At 41.4% G+C, this 18508-nt stretch carries 18 protein-coding genes; 13 read left to right on the top strand and 5 right to left on the bottom strand.

The window, feature by feature from the left end; translation table 11 throughout:
* Positions 1-314: 314 nt before the first annotated feature.
* On the top strand, positions 315-881 hold the full coding sequence (gene ruvC / locus AC1MCB_RS18545) for a crossover junction endodeoxyribonuclease RuvC (protein WP_479966210.1): 567 nt from the start codon (positions 315-317) through the stop codon (positions 879-881).
* A 2-nt stretch (positions 882-883) separates the two neighbouring features.
* On the opposite strand, the gene AC1MCB_RS18540 is transcribed toward ruvC, so the two are convergent.
* From AC1MCB_RS18540 to rsmA, 4 genes are all read right to left on the bottom strand, one after another.
* Positions 884-1294, bottom strand: a complete 411-nt coding sequence (locus AC1MCB_RS18540) for an HIT family protein (RefSeq protein WP_479966209.1) — start codon at positions 1292-1294, stop codon at positions 884-886.
* A gap of 175 nt (positions 1295-1469) precedes the next feature.
* Entirely contained in the window at positions 1470-1943 is a 474-nt protein-coding gene (gene greA, locus AC1MCB_RS18535; protein WP_479966208.1) for a transcription elongation factor GreA, read from the bottom strand.
* 104 nt (positions 1944-2047) lie between these two features.
* A complete protein-coding gene (locus tag AC1MCB_RS18530; protein ID WP_479966207.1) occupies positions 2048-2977 on the bottom strand; it encodes an NAD(P)-dependent oxidoreductase in 930 nt (309 codons plus the stop codon).
* Between the two features lie 6 nt (positions 2978-2983).
* A complete protein-coding gene (rsmA, locus tag AC1MCB_RS18525) occupies positions 2984-3778 on the bottom strand; it encodes a 16S rRNA (adenine(1518)-N(6)/adenine(1519)-N(6))-dimethyltransferase RsmA (RefSeq protein WP_479966206.1) in 795 nt (264 codons plus the stop codon).
* 152 nt (positions 3779-3930) lie between these two features.
* Here rsmA and pdxA point away from each other — a divergent pair, with 152 nt between their 5' ends.
* From pdxA to AC1MCB_RS18475, 10 genes are all read left to right on the top strand, one after another.
* Positions 3931-4986, top strand: a complete 1056-nt coding sequence (gene pdxA, locus AC1MCB_RS18520; RefSeq protein WP_479966205.1) for a 4-hydroxythreonine-4-phosphate dehydrogenase PdxA — start codon at positions 3931-3933, stop codon at positions 4984-4986.
* A gap of 232 nt (positions 4987-5218) precedes the next feature.
* The gene (locus AC1MCB_RS18515; RefSeq protein ID WP_479966204.1) at positions 5219-5758 is read left to right on the top strand and encodes a YceD family protein; all 540 of its coding nucleotides are present in this window, start codon (positions 5219-5221) and stop codon (positions 5756-5758) included.
* Positions 5759-5773: 15 nt separating this feature from the next.
* On the top strand, positions 5774-5965 hold the full coding sequence (gene rpmF, locus AC1MCB_RS18510; RefSeq protein ID WP_479966203.1) for a 50S ribosomal protein L32: 192 nt from the start codon (positions 5774-5776) through the stop codon (positions 5963-5965).
* 210 nt (positions 5966-6175) lie between these two features.
* On the top strand, positions 6176-7117 hold the full coding sequence (gene plsX / locus AC1MCB_RS18505; protein WP_479966202.1) for a phosphate acyltransferase PlsX: 942 nt from the start codon (positions 6176-6178) through the stop codon (positions 7115-7117).
* A gap of 16 nt (positions 7118-7133) precedes the next feature.
* Complete coding sequence (locus AC1MCB_RS18500; protein WP_479966201.1) at positions 7134-8120, top strand: beta-ketoacyl-ACP synthase III; 987 nt, start codon at positions 7134-7136, stop codon at positions 8118-8120.
* A 72-nt stretch (positions 8121-8192) separates the two neighbouring features.
* Complete coding sequence (gene accB / locus AC1MCB_RS18495) at positions 8193-8675, top strand: acetyl-CoA carboxylase biotin carboxyl carrier protein (RefSeq protein WP_479966200.1); 483 nt, start codon at positions 8193-8195, stop codon at positions 8673-8675.
* A gap of 99 nt (positions 8676-8774) precedes the next feature.
* The gene (gene accC / locus AC1MCB_RS18490) at positions 8775-10115 is read left to right on the top strand and encodes an acetyl-CoA carboxylase biotin carboxylase subunit (protein ID WP_479966199.1); all 1341 of its coding nucleotides are present in this window, start codon (positions 8775-8777) and stop codon (positions 10113-10115) included.
* Positions 10116-10187: 72 nt separating this feature from the next.
* Complete coding sequence (gene tatC / locus AC1MCB_RS18485; RefSeq protein ID WP_479966198.1) at positions 10188-11063, top strand: twin-arginine translocase subunit TatC; 876 nt, start codon at positions 10188-10190, stop codon at positions 11061-11063.
* 56 nt (positions 11064-11119) lie between these two features.
* A complete protein-coding gene (gene rpiB / locus AC1MCB_RS18480; protein WP_479966197.1) occupies positions 11120-11551 on the top strand; it encodes a ribose 5-phosphate isomerase B in 432 nt (143 codons plus the stop codon).
* A gap of 22 nt (positions 11552-11573) precedes the next feature.
* Positions 11574-13172: a M28 family peptidase gene (locus tag AC1MCB_RS18475; protein ID WP_479966196.1), complete on the top strand. Its 1599-nt coding sequence runs from the start codon at positions 11574-11576 to the stop codon at positions 13170-13172.
* A gap of 80 nt (positions 13173-13252) precedes the next feature.
* Here AC1MCB_RS18475 and AC1MCB_RS18470 read toward each other — a convergent pair whose 3' ends face one another.
* Positions 13253-15967: a carboxypeptidase regulatory-like domain-containing protein gene (locus AC1MCB_RS18470; RefSeq protein ID WP_479966195.1), complete on the bottom strand. Its 2715-nt coding sequence runs from the start codon at positions 15965-15967 to the stop codon at positions 13253-13255.
* Positions 15968-16245: 278 nt separating this feature from the next.
* On the opposite strand from AC1MCB_RS18470, the gene AC1MCB_RS18465 reads away from it, so the two are divergent.
* Together AC1MCB_RS18465 and AC1MCB_RS18460 are read left to right on the top strand one after the other, a co-directional pair.
* Positions 16246-17625: a LutB/LldF family L-lactate oxidation iron-sulfur protein gene (locus tag AC1MCB_RS18465; protein WP_479966194.1), complete on the top strand. Its 1380-nt coding sequence runs from the start codon at positions 16246-16248 to the stop codon at positions 17623-17625.
* Between the two features lie 59 nt (positions 17626-17684).
* Positions 17685-18461, top strand: a complete 777-nt coding sequence (locus AC1MCB_RS18460) for a 3-keto-disaccharide hydrolase (RefSeq protein WP_479966193.1) — start codon at positions 17685-17687, stop codon at positions 18459-18461.
* Positions 18462-18508 lie beyond the last annotated feature (47 nt).

Here is an 18508-nt window from a genome sequence, read left to right as displayed (position 1 = left end):
TTTCCGCGGATACTTCTTTCGTTGAGAAGTTAATCGTGGACGAAGTTATTCGACTCTGCCCTTCCTTTACCCATCTTCCGGTTAGGCCGTCATTTTGACGGCCTGATACGAACATGTTACGAACCAGTCCAAACCCATGTCAATTCATCGAGGGTTGAAGTTCATCGAAAAAGACAAATGTATTCGCACCTAATCGAAACGAAAATGAAAAATTAGGTGAGCTCAATTCATGGCTATTTGAATTATTGAGGCAACCTGCAAATTTGGCTTCGCTGGTGGACGAAAACCCCTTTAAAAACCTGTAATATTGTCTTGTGTTAAAAGAGAAGTCAAAAGAGCGGGTAATTTTAGGAATCGACCCCGGAACCAGTGTAATGGGTTATGGTATTGTCAAAGAAGTAAAAATGCAGGTAGACCTTATCTGTATGGGGGTAGTACGGATGGAACACCTCGATGATCATCCCTCAAAATTGAAGCAGATCTTTGAAAAAACAGTTCTTTTAATTGATCAATACCAGCCTGACTGCTTATCGATTGAGGCACCGTTCTATGGCAAAAATATACAGGTTATGCTCAAGCTTGGCCGTGCACAGGGCGTAGCTATGGCAGCGGCACTCTCTCGTCAGCTTCCGATTTTTGAGTACTCGCCTCGTAAGATAAAGCAATCGATTACCGGAAACGGAAATGCGGGTAAAGAGCAGGTGGCAGCTATGCTTAAAACCTTGCTAAAGTTTACAGAAAGCCCTGAGTTTTTAGATGCTACCGACGGATTGGCCGTAGCAGTATGCCATAGCTTTCAGAAAATGACTTCTGATCCGGGGAAAAAGTCCTATTCAGGCTGGGATGCTTTTGCAAAAGACAACCTGAAGAGGATCAAATAGAACTATTCTTCGGTAATAATTTTTAGTCGCTCGCGAATTTGTGCAGCTGTCTCTGCGAGTTCTTCATCTGTAGGATTTAATTTCGGTTTACTGAAGTTCATGTCGTCCACCCTGTTCATTGGGATCAGGTGAATATGGGTATGAGGAACTTCTAATCCAATGACTGCAATTCCAACCTTCTTGCAGGGAATAGCCTGTTTAATTCCATCGGCTACAATGCGTGCAAATATCCACAGGCCGGCATATGCTTCGTCATCCAGATCAAAGATATAATCAACTTCTGCTTTCGGGATCACCAGCACGTGCCCGCGGGTTAACGGCTGAATATCGAGAAACGCCAGGAAGTCTACAGTTTCTGCAACGGTATGAGAGGGAATTTCGCCCGAAATGATCTTTGAAAATATGGAAGCCATAGAAAAGAGTTTTAAGTTGTTAGTTGCAAGTTTTAAAGAGAGTTTTAAGTTGCAAGTGGCAGGTAATGAGTTTAGAGATGAAGTTTATAAGTTGTGATAATTTTTACTTACAGCCTGCAACTTATAACCAGCAACTTTCTTACAACTTGCAACCTAAAACCTGCAACTCTCTAACCTATCTTGTTATTTCTAAAATTTCGAATTCAATCACTCCTACCGGAACGGCAATTTCTGCTTTATCGCCAACTGATTTTCCTAATAATCCCTGGGCGATAGGCGATTTCACGGAAATCTTCCCGGTTTTCATATCGGCCTCTGTTTCTGAAACCAGCTGATAGGTCATGGTGGCACCATTGCTCAGATTTTTAATCTTTACGATGGATAAGGCCAGCACCTTTGACGTGTCCATTTTAGACTCATCAATTAATCGGGCAGTGGCAAGCACATTGGTTAATTTGGAAATTTTTGATTCGTGGTGTCCCTGTGCTTCTTTGGCCGCATCATATTCAGCATTCTCCGACAAGTCTCCTTTATCCCGCGCTTCTGCAATTGCTTTTGCTATTTGCGCCCTTCCTTCTGTCTTTAAGAAGTGTAGTTCTTCTTTAAGTTTTTCTAATCCTTCCTGGGTATAATAAGTTACCTCGGTCATGTGTTTTTGTTTTAATTGATACTAGTATAAAAAACAAACAAGACTATGCGGGCCTAAGCCAATATAGTCTTGTTTTGTGTTTCACGAAGATAATATTTTACTACTTAGATTTCCAAATTTTTAAGTTTTTCGGCTAATACTTCCGAGATCTTGCGATAGGAATCAAAAGTCCAGCCAGCTACATGCGGACTTAATATCACCTTGCTGGTTCCTTTGAGATCATCAAACCAGGGTTTTTGAGATAAAGCCGGAAATTTCTCCGTTTCTAATACATCTAACCCGGCTCCCAATATGGTTCCCGATTGAATTCCATTAAGTACCGCTTGGGTATCCACTACTTCGCCCCTGGCTGTGTTGATGAGAAAGATTGGTTTTTTGAAATGAAAAAGATATTCCTCATCTACCATGTGCCTGGTTTCGCGGGTCAAGGGAATGTGGAAACTTAATACATCTGCCAGTTTAACGATCTGTTCCATGCTCATCTCTCTAACATATGCATCGCTGTAGCCGGTTTTGTACTTATCAAAAGCTATAATGTCCACATCAAAGCCAGAGAGTTTGCGAGCCATCGCCTGACCGGTATTACCGTAACCAATTAAGGCAACGGTCTTGCCTTTTAACTCCCAGCCACGATTACTTTCGCGGTCCCATATTCCATTTCGGATCTCCTGATCTCCTTTGCGGAGATTTACTGCCAAAGCTAGCAATAGCGCAATAGCATGCTCTGCAACGGCGTCGCGGTTACCTTCCGGAGCATTAATACAAGCAATGCCTTTAGATTTGGCATACTCCTCATCAACATTATCCATGCCTGCCCCAGCTCTCCCAATAAATTTCAACTTAGGTGCCGCGTCAATTATTTCACGGTCAACCTGGAACTTAGTGCGAATGACCAGTCCCTCATAATCGCCCAGGATAGCTAAGGATTCTTCTCTTGTAAGCCCGGGTTGATCATCGCAGTGATAGCCTAATTTTGTTGCCGCCAATTTGAAGGCGGGATGAAGGTCATCCACTATCAGGATTTTCGAGCTCATTTAATATTAACTGTTAGATGCGTTGCGGGCAGAGCCGATCAGGTTTGTTAATCTTACAAATTCGGCTACTCCCAGACGCTCTGCGCGAAGGTCAAATACCGGATCGTCACCCATTTGGTCTTTGTTCACGACAGATGCGAGGGCATTTCGCAAGGTTTTTCGCCTCTGGTTAAAACCCGCCTTCACTACCTGCCAGAAAAGTTTCTCATCACAGTCAATTTTCCCCACATCGTTTCGCGTTAAGCGAATGACAGCCGAAAGTACTTTAGGCGGTGGATTAAACACACCTGCTTTAACGGTAAATAGATACTCAACTTTATAGTATGTCTGGAGAAAAACGCTTAGTATACCGTACTCCTTACTTCCGGGAGTTTCAGCACAACGCTGCGCAACCTCCTTTTGAAACATGCCAACTACTTCCACAACTTGATCACGATTATCAAGGATCTTAAATAAGATCTGCGAAGATATATTATACGGAAAATTGCCAATGATCCCGAATTTGCCTGGAAACACATCCGGAAAATTCAGCTTAAGGAAGTCACCATTTATTAACTTATCGCCAAGTTGAGGATATTTTTTCTGCAGAAAATTAAAAGATTCAATGTCAATGTCGATCAGGTGAGTTTGATAATCTGTCTGCTGCAGCAGGATATCTGACAGGATTCCCATCCCTGGCCCTACTTCGAGTACCTGCCCATATTCTGCAGTTTTCTGAAGGCTGCCGACAATCTTTTCCGCAATATTTTTATCGGTTAAAAAATGTTGTCCGAGATGCTTCTTGGCTTTTACTACACTCATTTTCTGTATTTAGTGCAAATTAAGGCAAAAAACGTGGGAGAATTGCCATATTTGAATGGCCATAGACAATCTTCTTCCCCATATGGCTTCATAAATAAATTAAAGTCTTTATTTTGCAAGATCCCCGCAACGGGGATTAAGTTGATGAACATATGAGTAATAAAATTAAAGTCGGAATATCTATAGGCGATGTAAACGGGATTGGCTTAGAAGTGATCATTAAAACTTTAATCGATACTAAGATACTCGACTTCTGTACGCCGATAGTATATGGCCATACTAAAGTTGCCTCTTTTCATCGCAAGACTTTATCTATAGCTGATTTTAGTTTCAATGTGATCAACAATCCTTCTCAGGCACATGACAAAAGGCCTAATATGATTAACTGCTGGGAAGAAGATGTGAAAATAGAACTGGGCCAGACAACAGAAACCGGTGGAAAATATGCTTTCCTATCCCTGGAAAAGGCTATGGAAGATCTGCTTTCGGGCGATATTGACGCACTTGTAACTGCGCCGATTAATAAGCATAATATTCAAAGTGAAAATTTTCAGTTTGCCGGCCATACTGAATATATCCAGGCTAAAACCAGCTCTGCTGATTCACTAATGTTCCTGGTGAGCGAGGATCTTCGTGTTGGCGTGGTGACCGGGCATATCCCGGTGTCTGAGGTTCCGCAGAAAGTAACCATTGAAAATATTGTTGCAAAGCTGCACCTGATGCATCAGAGTTTGAAAAAAGACTTCTGGATCCAGAAACCAAAAATTGCAGTGTTAGGATTAAATCCCCATGCAGGTGACAATGGCTTGATCGGCAATGAGGAGATTGAAACCATCATCCCTGCAATAGAACAAGCTAATAGCCAGGGGCTTTTCGCGTTTGGCCCTTATTCAGCAGATGGCTTTTTTGCTAATAGTACCTATTCACAGTTCGACGCTGTTTTAGCCATGTATCATGACCAGGGATTAATTCCCTTTAAACAGATCAGCTTCCACAATGGGGTAAATTTTACAGCAGGTTTGCCGGTGGTTCGTACTTCGCCCGATCATGGCACAGGCTATGACATTGCCGGAAAAAATCTGGCTTCCGAACAATCTTTCAGAGAAGCACTGTTTACTGCTGTGAACATTGTAAAGCGACGCAGAGAAAGTGCAGAGCTCACTGCCAATCCTCTGAAGATCAGCCGTCTGTCAAAGGACCGGGATTGATTTTGCATGCTCAACGGTTTTCTGAAGGAATGAAGCCTTTCAGAGATAGACCATGATTTTTTTAACATGGCGAGGAGATGGAGAAAGAAACGCTCCGAATTTAAATAAAAACCTGCTTTAAATGCTCTATTCCAACCTTTGCGACTAACTGGGTCATAATCCCGCTCCCTTTTACAAAAAAGCATTTTCAACTAAATTATTTTTCCTAAATTTGCGGGCTTAATTGGTTGCTTTGAAATCGTTACAGGAATACAGAATCCCATTTAAAGGTCTTAAGATCGGCAAGCATAACTTCAAATTCGAGGTTACAGAAGCTTTTTTTAAGGAGTTTGAATATTCATTAGTAAAATCCGGAGACCTAACGGTTGACCTGGAGATGGATAAGCAAGAAACTTTACTGATCCTGTTGTTCACGATTAGCGGAAATATCCATTTAAGCTGTGATGTTTGCCTGGCTGATTATCCGTCGGCCATCAACATTGAAGAACGTCAGATAGTGAAGTTTACCGGTGATGAGAATCTCGAAGACGACACAGAAGAAATCGTTATGTTAAATCGTAATGAGTTCGAGGTCGACGTATCCGGCCTTATTTACGAGTACATTAATCTGGCGGTGCCCTATATAAGCCGTTGTGATGATGAAGGAAACACCGAATGGTGTGATAAAGAAATGATCCGAAAGTTGGATGAACTTTCCGGTGAGAATCAAGAAGAAAATAATAGTACTGACGACCCACGCTGGGAAGCGTTAAAGAACATAAAAAGTAAATAATTAACATTAACAACAATGGCACATCCTAAACGGAAAATATCTAAGTCTAGAAGAGACAAAAGAAGAACGCATTATAAAGCGGTGGCACCTAGCTTAACTACCTGCCAGACTACCGGAGCCATACATTTACCTCATCGTGCATATAACGTTGACGGTAACCTGTATTACAATGGCAAAATGGTTATTGAAAATACATCTATTGCATAAGTTGAATTCCGGCATGAATTAACCGACATAGAAACACAGCTCCTAGTTTAGTGTTATGTGTTTCACGGGCGCCCTTTTTTGGGGTGAAAAAAATCATACTGGAATCTACTATACTATGCGATCATTATGTTATTTGCAGATCTTCACGACCTTAAAAATGAATGTATCATTCATGCTCATTTCTTCGCCAATTAATATTAATATAACCGAATGAGAATTGGCTTAGATATTATGGGCGGAGATTACGCTCCCAAAGCAACAGTTTTGGGAGCAATTGCAGCCCAGAAAGCCTTAACTGCTGATCAAAAGCTTGTTCTTTTTGGGGATAAAGATCAAATCCTGCCTCTTCTTTCTGAACACGGCATCTCTCCAGATATTTTTGAATATGTTCATACAACTGAGGTAATCGGTATGGGCGAACATGCAACCAAAGCAGTTTTTCAAAAACCAAACTCAAGTATAAGCTTAGGCTTTCAGTACTTGAAAGAGGGTAAAATTGACTCTTTTTCATCTGCTGGTAACACTGGTGCTATGCTGGTTGGGGCCATGTTTAGTGTTAAAACAATACCTGGCGTTTCCCGTCCGGCGATCGCATCCAACATACCTAAGTTAAAAAGCGGGTTCGGCATTTTGCTTGATGTCGGCGCAAATGCCGATTGCAAACCTGACGTGTTACTCCAATTTGGAGTATTAGGAAGTTTATACGCCGAGCATATCTATAAGATGGATAATCCTAAAGTGGGATTAATGAATCTAGGTGAGGAAGAAGAGAAAGGTAATATGCTTACCCAGGCGACCTTTCCTTTGATGAAAGAAACCAGTCTATTTAATTTTGTCGGAAACATTGAAGGCCGGGATCTCTTTAATGATAAGGCGGATGTTATTGTTTGCGATGGATTTACTGGCAACGTGACATTAAAACTCGCTGAAAGTTTTTATAGTCTGACATTAAAAAAAGGATTTAAAGACGAATTTTTTGATCGGTTTAACTACGAGCAATATGGTGGAAGCCCAATTTTGGGAGTAAATGCGCCGGTTATTATAGGTCACGGTATTTCGAGTCCGGAGGCTATTAAAAATATGGTTTTACTTTCCAGAATATTGATCGAGGCTAAATTGATCGATAAGATCACGGAAGCTTTTAATAAATAATCTAATCCATTTCCGTATGCAAAAAGTTCATGCTGCAATTACCGCGGTTAACGGGTATGTACCCGACTATATATTAACCAATAAAGAACTAGAGGGAATGGTTGACACTAACGATGAGTGGATAACTTCCCGGACAGGCATCAAGGAACGCCGTATACTTAAAGGTCATTTTGGCACTTCAGACATGGCTGTTTATGCTGTAAATGGCCTCCTGGAGAAACGGGGTATCAGTGCAGCAGAAATTGACCTGATCATTTTTTGTACCACTACTCCTGATATGCCTTTCCCAGCTTCAGCCAATGTATTGGCGGATAAGATTGGAGCGGTTAATGCCTGGGGTTACGACCTTAATGCCGCTTGTTCAGGTTTTGTTTTTGGTTTAACAACCGGATCACAATTCATTGAATCGGGCAAGCACCAAAAAGTTTTGGTCGTTGGGGGTGATAAAATGTCCTCAATAATTAACTATCAGGATCGGACGAGCTGCATCATTTTTGGTGATGGTTGCGGTGCCGTTCTTCTGGAACCCAATACTGAAGGTTATGGAGTGATAGATTCCATTTTAAAAAGCGATGGTTCGGGCGGCCAGTATCTTCGCCAAACAGCTGGTGGATCATTAAATCCTGCAACGCACGAAACTATTGACAACCGCGAGCATTACCTTTACCAGGAAGGCCAGGCAGTTTTTAAATTTGCTGTCACTAACATGGCCGACGTAGCGGCTGAGGTGATGGAACGCAACAACCTTAGTTCCGAAGACGTGGACTGGCTGGTTCCGCATCAGGCCAACAAAAGAATTATTGATGCTACCACAAACCGTACGGGTTTGAGCTCTGAGAAAGTAATGGTAAACATTGAAAAATATGGTAACACCACGAACGGAACTATTCCACTATGCTTATGGGAGTGGGAAAGCAAACTTAAAAAGGGCGACAATTTAATTCTGGCAGCATTTGGCGGAGGTTTCACATGGGGATCTATATACCTTAGATGGGCCTATTAAAATAGAGTCCTTACTTTATATTTTTATCATAATTTTAGCTCACCAATTTTCTTTTAAACTAAACCCCTCAAAATGGATATTAAACAAATTCAGGAACTCATCAAATTTGTCAGCAGATCTGGCGTTAATGAGGTTTCAATTGAACAGAAAGAGTTTAAAATTACCATCAAAACTAACCAGGCACCTACTTACGTAACTGCCAGTGTGCCGCCGGCTCAAGCGCCGCCACTGGCTGCCGCCGCCGCTCCTGCTCCTGCATTAGCAACAGAAATAAAGCCGGCGATTGCTGAACCCGCAATTGACGACACATCAAAATACATAACCATTAAATCACCAATGATCGGTACATTCTACCGTTCAGCAAGCCCTGATAAGCCATTTTTTGTAAATGTTGGCGACGAAGTAAAGACCGGACAGGTAGTTTGTATTATAGAAGCAATGAAGCTGTTTAACGAGATTGAGTCTGAAGTATCGGGCAGGATCGTTAAAGTGCTTGTAGATAATTCAAGCCCAGTTGAGTACGACCAACCCTTATTTTTAGTAGAGCCTGCGTAAATAATATGCTAATTTGCTGATGTGTTAATTTGGCAATTAGTATAACGTAAGCTATTTATTGACAAATCAGCAAATTGTCTCATTGACAAATCATACTCTATGTTTAAAAAAATACTCATTGCCAATCGCGGAGAAATAGCCCTTCGAATTATCCGAACCTGTAAAGAAATGGGTGTGAAGACTGTGGCAGTATATTCAACCGCTGACCGTGATAGCTTACATGTACGTTTTGCTGACGAAGCCGTTTGCATAGGTCCGCCGGCAAGTAAAGATTCATACTTAAATATTCCTAACATCATTTCAGCTGCTGAGTTAACCAATGCCGATGCTATTCATCCTGGTTATGGTTTCCTCTCTGAAAATTCAAAATTTTCTGCTATTTGCCATGAGTACGGCATTAAGTTCATTGGTGCAACAGCCGACCAAATAAATGGTATGGGTGATAAGGCATCTGCTAAGGAAACGATGAAAAAGGCTGGTGTTCCTACCATTCCCGGTTCAGAAGGTTTACTTGCTGATGTTAAAACAGGGATTAAAATAGCGAACGAAGTTGGTTATCCTATTATATTGAAAGCTACTGCCGGGGGTGGTGGACGTGGGATGCGTATCGTGTGGAAAGATGAAGAGTTCGAAAATGCATGGGATTCAGCACGTCAGGAATCAGGGGCTGCTTTCGGAAATGATGGACTTTACCTGGAAAAATTCGTAGAAGATCCGCGTCATATTGAGATCCAGGTTATTGGAGATCAGTATGGGACGGTTTGCCATTTATCGGAACGTGACTGCTCTATTCAGCGCCGTCATCAAAAATTAATTGAGGAAGCACCTTCTCCTTTCATGACTCCAGAACTTCGGGAAAAGATGGGGATCGCTGCAATAAAAGGTGCTCAGGCTGTGAACTACGAGGGGGCTGGAACAGTTGAGTTTCTGGTTGATAAGCATCGTAATTTCTACTTCATGGAAATGAATACCAGGATCCAGGTAGAACACCCTGTTACTGAAGAGGTAATTAACTTCGACCTGATTAAGGAACAAATAAAAGTTGCAGCCGGTATTCCCATCTCGGGTAAGAATTACGAACCTACGATGCATGCTATCGAATGCCGTATTAATGCTGAAGATCCGTTTAATAATTTCAGACCATCACCCGGGAAGATAACACACTTTCACTCGCCCGGCGGACATGGAGTACGGGTTGACACACACGTTTATGCCGGATACCAGATCCCTCCTTATTACGATTCAATGATCGCTAAACTTATTTGCGTGGCGCAAACCCGCGAAGAAGCTATTTGCACAATGGAAAGAGCGTTAAGCGAATTCGTTATTGAAGGAATAAAAACCACGATCCCATTCCATTTAAGATTGATGAAGGATGCAAATTTCAGGGCTGGTAATTTCACTACCAAATTCATGGAGACGTTCGACCTAACAGAGTAGAGATCCAAAAAACAAAAAGTATCGTAAATACCATTCTCTATATTAAAGGATGGTATTTTTGTTTAAAATTTTATGAGCGAAACAGATAGTTCATTAATAAAAGCCGTAAAACAGAAAGGCAAGAACCTGGAAGCCGAGATGTCATTTTTTGATCACCTCGACGTTCTGCGTAAGCATTTGATCCGGGCATCGCTCGCTATTCTTGTTTTTACAGGACTGGCTTTCGGATTTTACGATTTCATATTCGACAAGATCATCATGGCTCCGAAAAGTCCGGATTTCTGGACCTATCGGATGATGTGCGCAATAGGCGAAAGGTTTGACCTGGGGCCCGACTTTTGTATAACCAAAATACCGTTTAACATTATCAATACAGAAATGGCCGGGCAGTTTACCCTGCAAATGAACTCTTCACTGATGATCGGTATAGTTCTGGGCTTCCCGTACCTGCTTTTTGAGATCTGGCGTTTTGTGAAGCCCGCACTGCATGAAAAAGAACGGAAATCTGCCAGCGGTTTCACTTTCTATGCTACTATGCTTTTCCTGATTGGTATTTTATTCGGCTATTACATAATTGCGCCTTTATCAATCAGCTTCCTGGCAGGTTATACGGTAAGTGATATCATCAATAATCAGATCACTATTGATTCATACTTTTCAACGGTGGCCACGCTAACAATAGGATCAGGTATTATCTTTGAGTTACCCATCGTCATATTTATTCTATCAAAATTGGGTATTATGACACCCGCGTTTATGCGCTCGTCAAGGAGGTACGCCGCCGTTATTATACTGATCATCGCTGCGATAGTGACTCCTACACCTGATTTATTGACGATGCTAACTGTTAGTTTCCCTCTGTTCCTGCTTTATGAGGTGAGCATCTATATTTCGGCGCGCGTTGAAAATCGAAGATTAAAAGCGGAAGTTGATTTTTATAACGATTAACGATCCTCACAAATAAGTTACGTTTAACATATAGTAATAATTATAATTTTACAAGGATGATTAATAAATCGATAGCAATTGGGGCTGATCACGCAGGCTTTGAATACAAGCAAATGTTGCTTGAAGTGCTGAAAGATAATGACGTAAAAGATTATGGTACGTATAGTGCGGATTCGGTAGACTATCCGGACTTTGCTCATCCAGTTGCGAGTGCTGTAGAAAACGGTGAAAAAGATTTTGGTGTTTTGATTTGCGGAAGCGCTAACGGCGTTGCTATGACTGCCAACAAGCATCAGGGAATCAGGGCTGCAATCTGTTGGAATGAAGAACTCGCTGAACTAGCCAGAAGCCATAATAATGCAAATGTGTTGTGTATACCGGCAAAACATGTTTCTGCAGAACTTGCTAAAAGTATAATAACGAAGTTCCTTAATACATCCTTCGAAGGTGGTCGTCATGATAACCGCGTGCAGAAAATATCCTGCTAATTCTTAATGTAACCAATCAAAAATGAAGAAACACTTTCTATGGGCGTTAGCTCTTAGTATTTCTGTTCAGGCAACTGCGCAGGATCAAAAAGCGCAGAAATACGCTAAGCAAATCAGTTCAAAATATGCGAAGAAGCATTTAAGCGTTTTGGCCTCCGATGAATTCGAAGGACGGGAAACCGGAAAGCCGGGTGCAGAAAAAGCGGCAAATTACATAGCGGCGGAGTTTAAGAAACTCGGATTAACCGCTCCGGTAAACGGATCGTACTTTCAGGAAGTAAGCCTGGTACAGGGATCCATAGAGTCAAAGTCATTTGTTGTTAATAATGAATCTTTAACTTATGGAAAGGATTTTTACTTTAATGGCACACCCGATTCGAAAACTATAAACACGACTGAGCTTGTATTTATTGGCTATGGAATTGACAGCGAAAACTACAGTGACTTGAAAGGGATTGATATTAGTGGAAAACTCGTGATGGTGATCAATAAGGGGGAGCCAATGAAAAACGGTATCTCAGTGATTACAAAAACCGCTGAAACATCCGAGTGGTCAACCAGTCGCTCTAAACGGTTACAATATATTCAAAGCAAAGGACCTCTTGCCATACTTGCTGTTAATCCCGACGTAGCAGTTGTACTTGAAAAGAACGGCGCCTTATTTGCATCCGGCAATGGCAGACTGTCATTGAAATCAGACAAGGCTGCTACGAGTAAAGGTGCGCCTGTAATTAACATTGCTCCATCTGTAGCAAATCAGTTCTTGAAGACATCAGGAAAAACTTATGAAAGTTTAAAAGACGCAATCGACAATCAATCAACCTCACAAACACAAGCTCTAAAAACGAATATACGAGCTGTATTTGGGCCGAAGATGACCGATGTGAAGTCATCGAACGTGCTAGGTTTTATTGAAGGCACTGATTTGAAAGAAGAGGTATTGGTTATCTCTGCTCACTATGATCACGTTGGCCTAACTACAAGTGGTGCTGATAAGGTAAACAATGGAGCTGACGACGATGGTTCTGGTACAACCGGTGTAATGGCAATCGCGAAAGCATATTCCAAAGCAAAAAAGAAGGGTAAAGGTCCCCGCAGAAGTATCCTGTTCTTAGCTGTTACCGGAGAGGAAAAAGGTTTACTTGGGTCTGAGTGGTATTCCGAGCACCCTGTATATCCGCTTGGTAATACTGTCGCCAATCTTAACATCGACATGATCGGGCGTATCGGTACAGATTACAAAGGAAATATCGATTCGGCAAATTACTGCTACCTGATAGGTTCTGATAAATTGAGCACTGATCTGCACCGCATAAGCGAAGAAGCCAATTCACGCTATACTAATCTGAAAATAGATTATAAATTTAATGACCCTAACGATCCGGAACGTATCTATTACCGTTCTGACCATTACAATTTTGCAAAGCATGGCATTCCGATTATTTTTTATTTCAACGGAGTACATGAAGATTATCACAAGCCGAGTGATGAAGTAAGTAAAATTAACTTCCCCCTGCTTGCCAAGCGTGCTCAACTGGTTTATTACACAAGCTGGGAATTAGCGAACCGGGATAAACGACCTGTGGTTGATGTAAAAAACGATATGCCTGCGAGCAGGTAATTTCTACTACTTATATATTATACACTAACGCTGACAGGGTTTTGAACCCTGTCAGCGTTTTTGTTTAGCGGTAATATTAATTATTCAACCTTATACCGGTAGATGTACCTTGCAAGGTTACCTTCGATATCTGTTCCTTCAATTACTGCTTTATAAGTGCCTTTGTTGTCGCTATTATAGAAGTCAAAAGACATCAAACCGTTTTTGTTTGTAAATACCTTAGGATTCCAATAAACAGTAGTGCGCAGATCCAATCCAACTGAGCGGCTAGTTTCAGGAGTGTACTTAGGACTATAAAACTCCCTGCTTTTAAGATAGCCCAGAGGATTAAAGGTTATTACATTATCCGGTGGGAACAACTTTCTCAATTCTTCTGCCGTAACTGGTTTACCTGCAGGGGTCTTTTTACCATTAATAACTAAAACGCCATTAGTATTGTAGGTACGATTTACTGTACCTAGTTCGTCTTTGAGAAAGATTTCAATGTTTTCAACATCTGCGGGTCTTATGCTGTTCAAATAAGTGGGGTCAACAGGCATTCCATTATAAAATATTTGCACCGGAACTTTAAGGCCGCTGTTGTAAACCCTTGTTACAAAAAAGTTTTCTTCTGCATACGTTAGACCCATTGCTGCTGTCTTGAGACAATTCAGGAGCATGGTACAGCCCTGCAACCTGCTACCATCAATCAAATGATCAGCTACCATACCTAATCCTGACAATGCTGGATAATCCTTGTGAGTCGTTTTGGCAATTGACGTAGACTTAATAACCACTTCTTCGAGCATTTGACTCGATTGGTATTGCCGTTTGCTATTTTGCAGATACGGGCTTAAAACGCTGTCAATATTTAAGACTTCATCCGGAGCATTCAGATTTTTATCTATCCCGGGAAAAGCACTTCCGTCCAGCATGATCATCATATTTCGGGCGGCTGTGGTACTTCGTGCACTGATAGTAACTTCGGATGAGTCGGGAACTGAAACCTTCTCAAATTTAAATTCTCCTTTGGTGTTTGTAATAGCTTCTGCGTAAAACCGGTTCTCTGGAACAGCGAGTCTTAATCTCCCTTTGGAAACCGGCATGCCATTAGAAGATCTTAACGTACCGGTATAACTGATACCCTGCTCCGGCAAATAGGTGATAACCGGATCTTTATCACTCAATATGTCCTTATATAAAAATTTTCTGTAACCCTGGGTAAGCATCAAAAGATCAAGATCTGCAAGTCGTGTTTCATTGGCCTTATTGAAATAATAATTAGGTTTCTCGATGTATCCCTTCAATTCCGATGAAAGTAAAAATGAGCTAAGGATAGTTGTTTCCTGATCCTCGTTGGAAGGCACTTTGGTTTCATTAATAACTGATACTGAAAAGTTACCTTCAACCGGCGTGTTGAGGGTTTTTGCGATCACACTCATTTTCACTGGTTTCCGGATTCCGTAAGCTTTCTTGTCCGTACTGACAGATAAGGTTAAACCGTCTGTTTGCTTGTGAAAGATCAGACGCTCGGTCAGCGGTTCGCCAGAAGCAGAAAAGAGGGTAAGCTGCACTATGCCCTCGGGGAATTTGTTTTTAGGAATCGCAGCCTTAATAGACGGTGAATTTAATTTGGTTTGTGCCGCATAACAGATAACTCCTTTACTGCGCGCAATGATGTAATAGCTCTTATTCTGGTTCTGAGAATAATATGATGGGTCAGCCGCTATCTCGAGCAACAGGTTTTCGGCATTAGCAATATTTGCGGATAATGCAATTCCGGTAGATTTGGCAGCAGGTAATGAAACTGATTTCTTGATTCCATTATCGAAAACAAGGCTTGCTGTATAAGTGTTGCCTGGCTCGGGTGTGAGTGAGAAAGAGCCCATGCCGAAATGCTGTGACTGAAACTTGTTAATAACCGAGCCCGTATTATCTGTTATCTCGCCTTTAACACCCACCCCTAGTCCTTTCTCCTGAACCGCCTTGAAGGCCACTCTGCCGGCAACATTATTTATAAGTTCGCCGCCTTCCGGGAAAAATTGAATATCTGCCCCGTCAAAGGAGTTCTTTAATGGAAAATTAGATTTAATTGTCTTTGTATCGGTTGCTTCAATCACTGTTTCAAGAACTCCAGAATCGAGCGATGCTTTCTGGTTTGCAGTTAATGTTAACGATAACCTTCCCGCTGCATCAGTCGATCCTTTGCCTTTTGCAACTTCCTCAAATCGGGAAACAACTTTCCAGCTAACCTTTCGGTTTGTAAGAGGTTTACCGTCGGGGTCCTTAAATGAAATATTCGCAGCTATTGTCGGCGAATTTCCGGCATTGTGACCTTTAAGAGAGATATTGGTTATGATCTTTTTATCAATTGCATCACCAATCTTAATATTTTTATGAAAGAAGTAAGCTTTATCGGCATTGATCATCCAATAGGTATATGCCCTGACCCTGTAATTACCCGCTTTGTAAACCAACGGATCGAGTGTGATACTACCGTATGCGGACGTGTTAATAACCTGAAGCTTCAATGACCTTACCAGAGAATCATTGTCAGTAATTATATCTACATAAAGTACCTTACTTAGATCGGATGGTTGATTTTGCTCTAAAGCAAGGTATCCTTTAAACCACATGGTGTCGCCAAGCGCATAATACGGTTTATCAAAATGCAGATATACTTTTTCTGTAGGATAAGTATGCGCTAACTTTTGTGTTTTTTCTATGATGGTATTCAGGCTCAGTGTATCCTGAGCATATATCAAACCAGCATTGAGAAGAAAAACCGTGATTAAAAATGAACGTAGAATTTTCATTCGAAAAATTAAGGTGGGAAATAATATTTGCTAATATAAAGTTATAGTGCCTTTTAAAGATGAACGACTCGATTTTTAAACAATTTTGATGATAACGTGACTAGCTTGAGTTTTCCCCTTGAGTTCGAAGATGAGAAGGAACTTAACTGTTGATTATAAATAACAACCCGTTGTAAATAATAAGACCAGCGCAATATTGTTTAAGTACATGAGATCGGAAATCAGTAAAAAGACAGCACGATTCACAAGATTAGGAACAAATAGCTAAATTCGCATTAATGACTAAATACGCCGCCGATTTTACAATTGCTTCGCAAAGCAAATCTTTTGATTTGGATCATCGAAAGATCATCAATTACAATATCGGCAAGTATGATACCGCTGTTGAACGCAGCCTCACAAAATTTCACAATCTTGAAAATTCCAAACGCAGAGCTCATGTAGTCAAGTGGAAGGTAATGGAAAATCTTGATAAGCTTTTACCGGAATTCGAGTCTAATTTTCAGCGTAAAGGAGGTAAGGTCATCTGGGCAAATGATGCCGAGGAAGCTAACCGGGAAATTTTAAATATTATTAAAAAAGCGGGCGCAAAGACCGTCATCAAGTCTAAATCTATGGTGACAGAGGAGATAGAGCTGAATGAATTCCTGGAGCATCATCAGATCGAGACTCTTGAAAGCGATTTAGGCGAATATATTGTTCAACTTCTTGGTCAAAAGCCTTATCATATTGTAACTCCTGCGATGCACCTCAGCAAGGAGGACATTGCCAGGCTGTTCAATGAAAAATTTGGAACTCCGATTGATGCAACACCAGAACAACTTACTTTAAAAGCGAGGGAACTCCTTCGCGAAAAATATACGAATGCTGATGTAGGTATCACCGGAGGCAATTTTCTAATATCCGAATCCGGAAGCATTGCTCTAACCGAGAATGAAGGTAATGCGCGCTTAACTACTACATTCCCCAAGATCCATATTGCAGTTGTCGGGATTGAAAAGATTGTACCATCTATTACGGATCTGGATCTTTTCTGGCCATTGCTGGCTTCACATGGTACTGGTCAAAATTTGACCGTATATAACACTATTCTTGGTGGTCCACGCCAGGAAGGCGAAACTGACGGCCCGGAGGAGATGTACGTGGTACTTTTAGATAACGGCCGAACAAATTTACTTGCTCAAAAAGAACAACGGCAGGGGCTGTATTGTATCCGCTGTGGTGCTTGTCTAAATGCTTGCCCGGTTTATAAAAACATTGGCGGCCATACTTATGAAAGTACGTATAGCGGTCCCATTGGGTCGGTGATTACACCTCACATGCAGGGAATGGAAGATTTTAAGCACCTGAGTTATGCATCTTCTTTGTGTGGTAAATGTACTGAAGTGTGTCCGGTTAAAATTGACATCCATAAATTGCTATTGCTGAACCGCCGGGATGCGGTTGAAGAAGGAATGGTTGGGAAAGCCGAGAAATTTGGATGGAAAGGCTGGAAATCGGGAATGATGAAACGAAGCATGATGGATATGCTTTCAGGAGGCTGGAAGAACCGTCTGCTTAAAATGTTCTTTAAGAAAAGCTGGGGAGATACCCGTAGTTTGCCTGAAGTGGCTCCCAAGTCTTTCAGCAAACTTTGGAAAGAACAGAATCCAGAGTAAGCACCCCAACAAGAAAATCTTAGCATAATCATAATTAATTATACGAATCGCAAAAGCAAATGAATAAATCACTCCTATTAATAGCTGCACTTTCTTTCGGATTACACAATTTCGCTGAAGCACAAAAGGCTAAACCTGAAGACACTGAAGTCTGGACTCCTATTCCGGTAGCTGTTGCGCCAGGCAAAGTCAATAATGATCGACCTTCTGACGCTGTAATTCTTTTCGACGGAACGAATCTCGATGAATGGGCTTCAGTTAAAAATCCAGATGCTCCTGCGGATTGGACGGTGTCAAATAATGTAATGACCGTGAACAAAAGCGCCGGAAATATTCAAACGAAAAGATCTTTCGAGAGTTACCAGTTGCATATTGAATGGAAGATTCCTGAAAATATAAAGGAAGAGGGCCAGTCTAAAGGCAACAGCGGGATATTTTTAGCGTCCACCGGTCCCGGCGATGATGGTTATGAATTGCAGATCCTGGATTCTTATAAGAATAAGACCTATGTGAATGGTCAGGCAGGCAGTATCTACAAGCAGTCGCCGCCGCTGGTTAATTCTTCTAAAAAACCTGGCGAATGGCAGACCTACGATATTGTTTGGAAAGCGCCGGCTTTTAATAGTGATGGAACCTTGAAAACTCCAGCTCACGTGACGGTTCTTCACAATGGAGTTCTGATTCAAAATAACACCGAATTGATGGGACCTACCAGATATACCGGGAAGGCTTCTTACAATAAACCACATGGACCATCTCCTATAAAATTGCAGTCTCACGGTGATCCGAGTGCCCCGATCAGTTTTCGGAATATCTGGGTCAGAGAACTCAACTGAGATATAATTTTCATTTAAGTTTATTAACCAATTTTATCGACCCTTAC

The organism is Daejeonella sp. AP26, assembly GCF_056680515.1.
The sequence above is the reverse complement of the archived record's forward strand: the minus strand, read 5'-3'. Positions and strand labels throughout refer to the sequence as shown.